General features: G+C 23.0%; 16 protein-coding genes. 13 read left to right on the top strand and 3 right to left on the bottom strand.

The window, feature by feature from the left end:
* The first annotated feature begins 209 nt into the window (after positions 1 to 209).
* On the top strand, positions 210 to 1,124 hold the full coding sequence (locus tag STAIW_RS05440) for a hypothetical protein (protein ID WP_020835464.1): 915 nt from the start codon (positions 210 to 212) through the stop codon (positions 1,122 to 1,124).
* Positions 1,125 to 1,379: 255 nt separating this feature from the next.
* Complete coding sequence (locus STAIW_RS05445) at positions 1,380 to 1,559, top strand: hypothetical protein (RefSeq protein ID WP_020835465.1); 180 nt, start codon at positions 1,380 to 1,382, stop codon at positions 1,557 to 1,559.
* A gap of 550 nt (positions 1,560 to 2,109) precedes the next feature.
* Here the strand turns inward: STAIW_RS05445 and STAIW_RS05450 are convergent.
* On the bottom strand, positions 2,110 to 2,814 hold the full coding sequence (locus tag STAIW_RS05450; protein ID WP_020835466.1) for a hypothetical protein: 705 nt from the start codon (positions 2,812 to 2,814) through the stop codon (positions 2,110 to 2,112).
* Positions 2,815 to 3,029: 215 nt separating this feature from the next.
* Here STAIW_RS05450 and STAIW_RS05455 point away from each other — a divergent pair, with 215 nt between their 5' ends.
* The 9 genes from STAIW_RS05455 (at position 3,030) to STAIW_RS05495 (ending at position 8,183) form a co-directional block, all read left to right on the top strand.
* The gene (locus tag STAIW_RS05455) at positions 3,030 to 3,476 is read left to right on the top strand and encodes a lipoprotein (protein ID WP_020835467.1); all 447 of its coding nucleotides are present in this window, start codon (positions 3,030 to 3,032) and stop codon (positions 3,474 to 3,476) included.
* A gap of 55 nt (positions 3,477 to 3,531) precedes the next feature.
* Positions 3,532 to 4,446, top strand: a complete 915-nt coding sequence (locus tag STAIW_RS05460; RefSeq protein ID WP_020835468.1) for a hypothetical protein — start codon at positions 3,532 to 3,534, stop codon at positions 4,444 to 4,446.
* Position 4,447: 1 nt separating this feature from the next.
* Complete coding sequence (locus STAIW_RS05465; protein WP_020835469.1) at positions 4,448 to 5,152, top strand: hypothetical protein; 705 nt, start codon at positions 4,448 to 4,450, stop codon at positions 5,150 to 5,152.
* Between the two features lie 170 nt (positions 5,153 to 5,322).
* A complete protein-coding gene (locus tag STAIW_RS05470; protein WP_020835470.1) occupies positions 5,323 to 5,616 on the top strand; it encodes a hypothetical protein in 294 nt (97 codons plus the stop codon).
* A gap of 32 nt (positions 5,617 to 5,648) precedes the next feature.
* On the top strand, positions 5,649 to 5,843 hold the full coding sequence (locus STAIW_RS05475) for a hypothetical protein (RefSeq protein WP_020835471.1): 195 nt from the start codon (positions 5,649 to 5,651) through the stop codon (positions 5,841 to 5,843).
* Between the two features lie 126 nt (positions 5,844 to 5,969).
* Positions 5,970 to 6,551 (top strand): hypothetical protein, encoded by a 582-nt coding sequence (locus STAIW_RS05480; RefSeq protein ID WP_020835472.1) that lies wholly within the window; start codon positions 5,970 to 5,972, stop codon positions 6,549 to 6,551.
* A gap of 60 nt (positions 6,552 to 6,611) precedes the next feature.
* Positions 6,612 to 7,097 (top strand): hypothetical protein, encoded by a 486-nt coding sequence (locus STAIW_RS05485; RefSeq protein WP_020835473.1) that lies wholly within the window; start codon positions 6,612 to 6,614, stop codon positions 7,095 to 7,097.
* A gap of 59 nt (positions 7,098 to 7,156) precedes the next feature.
* Complete coding sequence (locus STAIW_RS05490; protein ID WP_020835474.1) at positions 7,157 to 7,588, top strand: hypothetical protein; 432 nt, start codon at positions 7,157 to 7,159, stop codon at positions 7,586 to 7,588.
* Positions 7,589 to 7,751: 163 nt separating this feature from the next.
* A complete protein-coding gene (locus STAIW_RS05495) occupies positions 7,752 to 8,183 on the top strand; it encodes a hypothetical protein (RefSeq protein ID WP_020835475.1) in 432 nt (143 codons plus the stop codon).
* A gap of 380 nt (positions 8,184 to 8,563) precedes the next feature.
* On the opposite strand, the gene STAIW_RS05500 is transcribed toward STAIW_RS05495, so the two are convergent.
* Both STAIW_RS05500 and STAIW_RS05505 read right to left on the bottom strand, forming a co-directional pair.
* Positions 8,564 to 8,863: a hypothetical protein gene (locus tag STAIW_RS05500; RefSeq protein ID WP_020835476.1), complete on the bottom strand. Its 300-nt coding sequence runs from the start codon at positions 8,861 to 8,863 to the stop codon at positions 8,564 to 8,566.
* Position 8,864: 1 nt separating this feature from the next.
* On the bottom strand, positions 8,865 to 9,647 hold the full coding sequence (locus STAIW_RS05505) for a ParA family protein (RefSeq protein WP_020835477.1): 783 nt from the start codon (positions 9,645 to 9,647) through the stop codon (positions 8,865 to 8,867).
* A 541-nt stretch (positions 9,648 to 10,188) separates the two neighbouring features.
* On the opposite strand from STAIW_RS05505, the gene STAIW_RS06285 reads away from it, so the two are divergent.
* Positions 10,189 to 10,356: a hypothetical protein gene (locus STAIW_RS06285; protein WP_169522280.1), complete on the top strand. Its 168-nt coding sequence runs from the start codon at positions 10,189 to 10,191 to the stop codon at positions 10,354 to 10,356.
* Between the two features lie 108 nt (positions 10,357 to 10,464).
* Positions 10,465 to 10,869 (top strand): hypothetical protein, encoded by a 405-nt coding sequence (locus STAIW_RS05510; protein ID WP_020835479.1) that lies wholly within the window; start codon positions 10,465 to 10,467, stop codon positions 10,867 to 10,869.
* The last annotated feature ends 269 nt before the right edge of the window (positions 10,870 to 11,138 follow it).

Genomic DNA, 11,138 nt, shown 5'->3' on the forward strand with positions numbered 1-11,138 from the left:
TTTTTTTTTTTTTTTTTGGTTGAAATAATGGGAAAAATAGTGTTTAATAAATGTATAAGTAAATAGTTAAAAAAACAGAAATAGTACTTCTGTTTTGGATATTGGGATGTAATTTGCAGATGCATTCTAATAAATACCCTTAATAATAAGGATAGTTTCAAAACAGAAATGTGGAGAAACTATCTTTTTTTATTAGGAAGGGATTAAAGATGATTAATTTTAGTGTAAATTCAACAGCTACAAGTAAGCAAATTAGATATATTAATGGTCTTTTTTCTCTACTAAAAAGAAAGAATATTGAACATCAATACATTGATAGTTTAAGTGAACATAATGGTAAAAAAATTGATAAAAACCAAGCTAGTCAAATATTGAGCGAGTTAGAGTTAATTATACAAAAGCATAATGAAATGGATATATTTTGAGAAGACGGAAAAAATCAGATAAACAAATCTGGGATTTTTGACGTTATTAATCAAAGAAATTATAAAAAAGATATAAGCAATATTATTGTTAATTGAGATAAGCATATTATTGATCCAAATTATGGGTATGATAATAAATCAATGTTGGTTCGAATACCTTTAAATTTAGCAGATTTAACAAGTGAACAAAAATTGAATATTGATACAAATAAAAAATATTATTTAGAATTTGTTTGTGTTAAAGCAAATTGAGATAATGAATTAGAAACAAGTAAAATTGGGTTAATTTATAGAATTAAAAATAATAGAATTAATGATATTAGTTCAGGAAAATATGTAACTATTGATAATAGTAGATTTGTTATTATTGGTTTAAATTTAAAACACAAACAATGAAAAAGGATTTTGGATGAACAAGGTAATATTATAGCTTTAGACGAAAATGTTACTTCAACAGGTAAATTTTTTGAATATCATGGGAAATTTTGAAACTCATTGAGCGATGTTGTTGAAGAATATCACAAAGAAGCTATTATTTTATTAAATAAAGCTCAAAATAAATTAAATAACATTGTTGAAAATATTGGAGTATATAAAGAATTTATAAATGTTTTTGAATATTCAAAACAAGAACTTGAAAAAATAAAAGATGATTTTAATCGAACAACAAATATATTAGAGTCCCCCCCTGATGGCTAATATATTAAGTGATAAAAGATAATAGGTTATAAAGGTTAATAGTGTTGTAGGAATTCACATAACCAAATTAAATTAACAACTTTAGTAATAAAGCATTTTTGTATTACTTATTTGAATATATGCTTTTATTTTACTTTTATTTTTAAACCTTTTTATACTTTTTTATTCGTCAACATAACTAACATATTTAACATAATTTAAACATTATCTTAAGTTAATCATCAACTTGGGTATGTTAAAAAGGAATTAACTATAATGGAGATAAAAGTTAGTGAAACTCAAATTATTGCTCCAAATATAAAAAGAGTTGCTAGAGATGTTTATTTCAAGCAAAATCATGTTAATTTATATGAAAAAGTTAAAGAAATAAAAAAATACTACAAAGAAAATAATCAAGATAATAACCCAAAATCTATTAAAATAAAGAGAAAATAAGATAATATATATTACAAAAAATTCATAAATAAAGGGTTTTTAATTAATATTTAAAAAGGTGCTTTAATTGATTAAAAGCAGCACTATACTTATGATTGACACCATTGTTTTATATTGAAAAATAATATCAAAAGACAAAACTTTTAAACATAGAGACTATGACTCTATTACTTCTTAAGAAAAAATGGTTGAGTATTTAGAATTTTTACAAGATGAAGAATCTGGTTGATCAAAAGTGTTTAGTTCAAAAGTTATGAATTATTTAGATAAAACAATTAAAATGTATAAGTAAAAAATAGAAGTTGTTCTATTTTTTTATTATAAAACTTAATTATATTTAGTGATAAAAAAATATAATTGATAAACCAAATAAAGGTAAAAAAAAATATAATTGGGGCGAGCGAAGAGATAATTTGTTTATTTTTAAGTGTGTTAAAATGGAGAAAAAAAACAAGAGAATTACCATTTCTGACATATCTCTTGTTAACTATTTATATCATATTTTATTTTTTAAAAATAAAATTATTTAAAGTAATAAATATCTTCTTCTTTACTTATTATTAATATTCAGGCATTCAAAATGAACAATACAAAAGTTTTTATTACTATAATTAAATGGATTACCATCTATAAAATTTATAGTTCAAGATTTTTTTGGATTAGTTTCATTTCATTTATTTCCACCATTTATTATTTCTTTACAAATGTAACATTCTCTTATAATTTTTGGGTTTTCATCCTTAATTTGATTTGAATTATTTCAAGCTATTTTTGATAAGTTATTTATTAATAATTGACTTGATAAATAAGTATATTTTTTAAAATCTAAATTATTATTAAATATAGTCATATCTTTAAAGTATTTTTCTCTTAAAATATATTTTTTATTAGCTTCAGATAATTTTACTGTCTTACCATTTTTATTATAATTACCAATTATTAAATTTTCATCAATATTTATTATTGAATCTCACATTATAAAAGATTTACTATTTAAATTTGAAATTTTAATTTTTGATCTAAATTTAAGATTAAATAAACCTTTTGTTTCTTTGGTGGTAAGAGGTAGGATTAGATACTTAAAATTACCATTTAATTCTACTATATCTCAAATTATCGCTGGTCTTATTTTTAAATAATCTTCATCATTTAATTTAAAATTAATACTTGCATTATTATCTATAGTTTTAAAGATATTATTAGCATGTAATTTATAATATTTTATAATAGTATATTTTCTATATTTTTGTTCCATATATAATGTATCCTCAAAAAAAAACCTCCTCATAAGAGGAGAAGGGTCGCTTGGACCAAAAAGGAAGGTTAAAAACGAATTAACCTTATAAATATAATACATTATCTTTTAAAAAAATTTAAATTTTTTATACTTTTTTAAATCAAATTTAATGTTTATTTTACCAATTTTAACTCAATATTTATAATAATATTAATTAAAAAGGAGGATAAAATATGAAAAAAATATTAAGCTTATTAGGAGTAGCTGGTTTAACTGCTACAACAGCTGTAACAGTAGTTTCATGTGGAACTGAAAAAGATCCTAGTGAAATGACTAAAGAAGAAAGAATAGCAGCTATTAAAAAATTAGCTGAAGAAGCTAAGAATTTAATAAATAAAGCAAATAAAATGAAGGATTCTGGAGATCTATTAGGTTATTTTCGTATACGAACTAAAAACCGATATAAACTACAAGAAAAAATATATAAATTAGATATGGGGGAAAAATTAGTAGAAGGTCAATATGGGATGTCTACTGAAGAAATTATAAAAACAGTAAAAGAAGGAATGTCTAGTTTACAAAAGAAAATTTCAAATGGTGAAATAGATAATCAAAAGTTTATTGATGGTTATGAAAATTTTAAAAAAGAAGTTCATAAATATTGAGGCATAAGTGAATAAAAACATTTATGTTTTTTTATTTTTTTGTAAAATATAATTAATAGGGAGATAAAATATGAAAAAATTATTAAGCTTATTAGGGACTGTTTCTATAATGGCCTCTGGAGCAAGTTATGTAGCATCCGTGTCAACAGATAAAATACAAAAATATAATGTAGTATATAAAACTGAAGATAAAATAGATTGGGATAATACGCAAGAAGAATTTAAAAATGTTTTTGATAATATAAAAGAAAATTTAATTAATAATAATTTATTAAAAATATCAAATAATATTGATCAAGATAAAATTTTAGAATATATTGAATTTTCAAAAAATAAGGCAGAACAAATTTTAAGTGAAGTTTCTAGTAAAAACCTTGGATTAGATGATACTATAGAATATGTCAAAGTAAATAACGAGCAATTTGTAAACTCTTTTAATAAAGGTTATGACCAATTTACTAATATGGATTCTAAAAAAATTATTTCAACAAACTTTAATGTTTTTGGGGAGACTAATTTTAATTTTTTGAAATTTGATAACAATTTTTTATCAAAACTAACTCCTGCTCAAAAGAATAGTGAATTAATTTCAAAGTTGAAAGTTGCAAAACTTAGTTTAAGTAGTTTATCTGCGGCAGCTGCTGTGGCAGCAGCAGGTTTTTGGGCAGGGTCATTTTGAAGTTTTGGTGCAACTATTCCTTGAGCTGTTGGATGTTCAACTGTAGCGGGTTTTTTAGGTGCAGCAGCAGGGGGAGTGAGTATTGCTTTAAAAAAATATAACAAAGATATGAGTAATTGAGAAAAATTTGGTTCAGTAATTGGTGCAACAATATCTTTGGGACAAGTATTAGCAACTACATCAAAAATTTTATTAATAAATTTAACAGCAGGTATAACACCTTTTTGTTGATGTATGCCTACTTTGATTGCGTTAATAGCAACAATAGGTGCAATAATTGCATGAATAGATGGGGTTAAATTTTAAAATGTTAATAGCTATTTCTATGTGTATAATTCCAATATTAATGTCAGGTTTTTTTGCGTATTTAATTTCATGATATATTTTAAAAAGAAAAATTGATTTTGTTAAAAATATATTTGATCAAGAAAAATTTTTTAAATTTCCTATTATCTTGGATCGTGAAAAGAATAAAATATTTATTCCTTATTTCATTTTTATAATTTTAAATACTTTAATTTTTATTATTTTTTGTTTCATTTTTACTCCATCTGATGATGGATACTTACAATATATGTTATTAATTGGAATTATATATATAATTTCGATTATAAGTATAATATGATTTATTGTTTTAAGTATTAAAAAAAATAAAAATATTAAATTTACAAATTCAGAAGAAGAAAAGGACTTTATAATTAACCAATTAGAAATTGGAAAAACTTATGAAGATAAATTAGAGCAAATTAATTTACAAAATAGTTCAAATACTTATAATATGTATTTAAATCTTGCTCAAAAAAGATATATTAAAAGAATTGATAAATCATTAACTTATGAAAAAATATATGAATTATTTTTAAAGTATATTAGAGCAAATTGTTGAATTTTAACACAAATGTTATCTAAGGAAAATATTAAGTCAAATATTGAAATTAATAAAAAACTTCAAGATATACCTGAGATTATTTTCAAAAATTTTTGAAACAGTGTTTCTAGAGTTTTTGAATAAAAAGAAATAATTTAAAGTAGAACACAAATTAGAAAAATTAGTTCATATTTTTCTGTACATCTTAATTTTGTAATTTTATTCTATCTTTGTTGTAATATTTTAAATATTGGCGTCTAGGTTCTTCAGGAAGTGGTAAAACAACAACTATTATATTAAAGGTTATATATTCATTGATAGAAAACAATTTCACTATACTTTTAGATCCTGATAATGAATTTTTGAATATATCAAAAAATCTAGAAGCTAATATGATAGATTTAGCGGCTCTAAATCAAATATTAAATCCATTTGATGTTGTTGCACCAGTTGTGCAAGACGAAGTTTATTTATCATTTGAAGAGAAAAAAAATTGATTTTTAGAAGAACATTTAAATAAGTTAAAAGAATTTCATGAACTATTATTTCCAGATTGAATACAAGACAAACAAATATTTTTAACAAAGTTAATTAAGAAGTTATTGTAACTAAAACTGTATCTACAGTTTTAGCAGATTTAATGATTGGTTATATTTATATTGTTGACAATCACCAGGTAACACCAGCTTCGTTTAAATTAGAGTTTAATTTATTACATAAAACATTAAAAGATTTTATGAATTCAGATGTTGAAAGAAAATATTTACAAAAAAAATATAATGAACAGATTTCTTTTATTAATGAATTTCAAATTTTTTGGGTTGAAAATAATTAAAAGTTTATTGACGGTTTTAAAAGTTTTCAAAAAAAGTTTATGAATATTGAAGCATAAGTGAATAAAAACATTTATGTTTTTTTTTCTTTTTTTTTTGTAAAATATAATTAGTGGGGAGAAATAAAAATGAAAAAATTATTGAGCTTAGTAGGGGCAATTTCTTTAGGTATTTGTTCATCAGCAACTGTTGTTTCGTGTGGGAGTTTGAATTCAAATTCAAACTCAGATTCAAACTCAGATTCAAACTCAGATTCAAACTCAGATTCAAACTCAGATTCAAACTCAGATTCAAACTCAGATTCAGATTCAGATTCAGATTCAGATTCAACTGAAAAAAAACCTAGTGAAATGACTAAAGAAGAAAGAATTGAGGCAATTAATAAATTGCTTGAAGAAATAGAAGAAATTTATAAAAAATCAAAAGAATTGGTGGAAAGCGGAAATGCTTATGAAGCAATAAAATTACAATTTATTGATTTATATGTGAAATTAATAGCCATTTATGAATTGGATATGGAAGAAAACTTAATTTGAAGTTCTGATCCTGGTGCAAGTCCGAATTCGAGCGGACAATCAAGAGACAGTGTAATTGATGAAATAAAATGATTATTTGAACAAGCTGAAAAAGACGGTTTGTCGGGTTTAACTGCAGAAGAAATTGTAAAGCTAAAAAAAGAAGTTTATGAATATTGAGGCATAAGTGAATAAAAACATTTATGTTTTTTTATTCTTTTTTTTGTAAAATATAATTAGTGGGGAGAAATAAAAATGAAAAAATTATTGAGCTTAGTAGGGGCAATTTCTTTAGGTATTTGTTCATCAGCAACTGTTGTTTCGTGTGGGAGTTTGAATTCAAATTCAAACTCAGATTCAACTGAAAAAAAACCTAGTGAAATGACTAAAGAAGAAAGAATTGAGGCAATTAATAAATTGCTTGAAGAAATAAACGAAATTTATAAAAAATCAGAAGAATTGGGAAAAAGTGGAAATGTTTATGAAGCAATAAAATTACAATTTATTGATTTGAGTTTGAAATTAATAGCCATTTATGAATTGGATATGGGAGAAAATTTAGTTTATAAACCGGAGCCTGGTGCAAGTTCGAATTCACAAGGACAATCAAGAGAAAGTGTAATTGATGGAATAAAAAAAGCATTTAAAACACTTGAAAAAGACGGTTTTACGGGTTTAACTGCAGAACAAATTTTACAGTTAAAAAAAGAAGTTTATGAATATTGAGGCATAAGTGAATAAAAACATTTATGTTTTTTATTCTTTTTTTTGTAAAATATGATTAGTGGGGAGAAAAAAATATGAAAAAAATATTAGGTTTAATGGGAACGTTAGGAACAATTGTGAGCTCAGGTAGTTTTGTTGTAGCTTGTTCTGACAAGACGACAGAAAAAGTAAAAACTGTAGAAGATCTGATTGCTGAATACAACAACAAAAGTGACAGACTTGAAATAATATTATTAGAGGCTGATAATAATAATTGGACAAATTACCAAGAAGCACTTTTTTTATATTCAGATTTATACGCTATTTCTTATGAAATAATATTATTAAATCCAGATTGAAAACGAGGAGTAAAAAACACAGAATATGTAGATTCAAAAGAAGAATTAATTGAAGAATTAGAAACAGAGAAAAAATATTGAATGGAAAATTCAATTTTACCAAATGGTCAAAATGTAAGTCAAGAATTTTTAGATTATATTGATAAATTAATTAATAAATACAAATAAAAAAATAAAAGTCGTTTTGTTTTTTTATTATAAAATTAAAATATATAAATTATATGACTTTAAAAAACAAGCCAAAAAAAAACTAGAAAAATATTAAAAAAAAATAATATAATTGCTGTAAATGGTAGTTTAAACTATTAAGTTAAAAAAAAGGAGAAAAAATATGAAAAAAATATTAGGTTTAATGGGAACGTTAGGAACAATTGTGAGCTCAGGTAGTTTTGTTGTAGCTTGTTCTGACAATACGACAGAAAAAGTAAAAACTGTAGAAGATCTGATTGCTGAATACAACAACAAAAATGACAGACTTGATATAATATTATTAGAAAATGATAAAGATGATTGGACAAATTATAAAGAAACGCTTTTTTTATATGCAGATTTATATGCTATTTCTTATGAAATAATATTATTAAATCCAGATTGAAAACCCGAAGAAGGAAAAAGATTTTATGTGGCTTCAAAAGAAGAATTAATTGAATTATTAAATGCATTGAAAAAACAAGTAACTGAAAATCCAATTTTACCAAATGGTCAAAATGTAAGTCAAGAATTTACAAATTATATTGATAGTTTGATTAATAAATATGAGTAAAAAATATCAAATTTTTCTTAAAAAAAAATACTTACTTAAAGCTTCTAAACATTCAAAATCATGCTTATTGGAAACAATTTTTTCTTTTGATTCATTAACTACCAATACCAACAATTTTTTATAATTTCTTCTCTATTTTCCTTAAAAAAATTAATTATTAAAATAAAAAAATAGTAAATGTTAGTTACCAAAACACCGGTTCAGATAAAAAATAGAGCCCTAACGGCGTTAGGGCTCTATTTACCTTAATATCAAAAATAACATAAAATTAAAAATTTTGTGTTGTTTTTTTAATTTTTTTGTATTATTTCTAAATTTTCCAAAATTTGTTTTTTTTGTAAACGTAATTTTTAAAAGCAGCTCAATTATACATTATTTTTCTACTTATTTCATTTTTCGTAAAGTTCACCAATAAACTTTCTTGTGTTTTCTGACAAATTAGGATTTAAACCCATTTTTTTTAGTTTTTGTATTTTTTGTAAGGTTTCATAATCTAAATAAATAGTTGTTTGCTTTCCTTTAAATTCAAAACTATTACTTATTTTTTTTAAAGGTTTTATATTATAAACATCTATATATTCTTCGTTTTTTTGTTTTTCTTGTACAAGATCATTGATTGATTTTGCAGTATTTTTTGTATTTACATCTTTCGATAATTTTTCAAATAATTTATTTGCCATTTTATAATATTCCTTTCTCAAATAATTCTTCAACAAGTATCAAGAAAGGACTTTTGTCTGTTAAAGAAAATTTATTAATCATTGTTTCTTTTTGTCTAATTGTCGAAAATGGTATTTTAGAATTTAAAATTTTATTAGCAATAGCTAATGTATTAATTCATTGCATAACATCTTTGTGTGTTACGTTTTTTTGTATTTTATTCACTACATAATAATTAATATTATTTTTTATATTACTACCAATATCATTTAAAGTTTTTATCATTTTGTTGTAGGGCTTTGTGATTGTTTCTAACCCTTCAATAGAAAATTTGTGTGGCTCTATTGGAATAATTATTTCATCAGCCGCTAGCAAAACATTTAATAAAATTTTACTCATTGTTGGTGATGTATCCATTAAAATATAATCTATTTTTTGTTTTAATTCCTCTTCAATTTTTTTAAAATTTTGTTTTAAAATAAGCTCTCCCATTGCCAAAGAATTTAAATCTGACATAGTTACTAAACTTAATTCTCTATTTGCCCCAACTAAAAAGATATTTTCTATATCAGTATCTTCAATAGACAATAATAATTCTTCTTTTGTAGAATCTTCTTGAAACCATTTAATAATTTCTTTATTAGACTTTCAATTTTTTTGTAAAGCTAATGAAATATTAGCTTGTGAATCAAAATCAAAAATTAAAACTTTTTTTCCTAATTTCGCAAGAGCATTAGCTACATTTAAAGTAATTGTTGTTTTTCCAACTCCACCCTTAGAATTTGTAAAAGTAATTTTTTTCATTTTTTTAACCCCTTTCTATGCAAAAAATAGTTATTTACATATATTTATATTATACATGTATAATATAAATAATCTATATAATATGTATATATTATATATAAATAAACTAAATAATATATACATATTATTTATATTTTTTCAAAGCTAAAACGTTGTCTAGAAGGGTCAAAGAATATTATTTTACGTGCAATAGTTTTGCTTTTAATCAAATACTACACCCTTTTAAAAACCAACACAAAAAACCCATTATTTATCAGGTTTTTTGTTATATATTGTTCTATTTTTTTTCATTTTATACTATTTTTAAATATCATCTTTATCATTTCTTATTTACCTTTTTTTATTTTAGTTAATAATTTTCTAAATTGTTTTTCAAACATATCTAATCTCTTTATTAACTTAAGATAATGTTTATTAAATGTTAATTATATTATTTATGTTGACGAAAAAAAGGGGCATAAAAACATTAAAATAAAAACAAAAAAAGGTATTTGCCCAAGTGACGCAAAAACGCTTTATCGCTAAAGCACACTAATTTGATTTGGTTAAGTGAATTCCTACAACACCTTTAACAAGAGATGAACAAGATTGAGTTTTAACAAAACAAGCGGAAAAAGCTATATTTTTAGCAAGTACTATTGCAAGATATAAAGTAGTGTATGTTATGCCTAAAATGGTAGAAAAAATAAGATTAAACAATTACAGTTAGGAGAGAAAAAAATGGCTACATCAAATTCAATTACAATAGTCATAAGAGAGCAAGATTTATTAGAAAAAATGGGTTGCTTACAAAGAAATATTAAAGGTTAAAATAGAAATGGATAAAACAACATTAAAAAAATCAAGGAACGATTATTACCAAGATTTATTAAATTTTTCTTTAGATAAGTTCTTTGAAGACTATCACAAGCCAATAATTAACGATGCTATTGCAAAAATAGTTTCAAAAGTGTTTAAAGACAATATTAAATATATGGTTAATGAATTAAAGGGAATATTTATTTCAAATAAGTATGACGTTGAATATTTAAAAGCTTTAAGTAATATTTTGTTTAAATTAAATGTTGAAGCCAAATATAAGTCAGATGACAGAGATTTTTTTGATGATAATGTTTCAGTACATTCAGAGTTTTTAGAAATACCTATAACTATGGAAAAATATGCTAATAATTTAGAGAAGAAAAAGCAAGTGCATTTAGCAAATTTTAAGAAAAATAAGTAAATATTATTTAAATTTGCTCCATCAACGTTGGTGAAAAAAGCCAAAATCTATTTTGATTTTTTTCTTTTTTTAACAAAAGTTAAATATTTTAGTTATAATTATTTTAGGAAGCTAATTCCCTCCTTGTTAATTAAGGATAGAATCTTAAGTTGGGATGCAAACTTAACTTAAGATTATCAAAACAGAAGTACTATTTCTGTTTTGGTGAAGAAAAACAGAAATACTATTTCTGCTTTTTTTTTTTTTTTTGGTTGAAATAATGGGAAAAA

This window comes from Spiroplasma taiwanense CT-1 (assembly GCF_000439435.1).
GTDB classification, from domain to species: Bacteria; Bacillota_I; Bacilli_A; order Mycoplasmatales; family Mycoplasmataceae; genus Spiroplasma_A; species Spiroplasma_A taiwanense.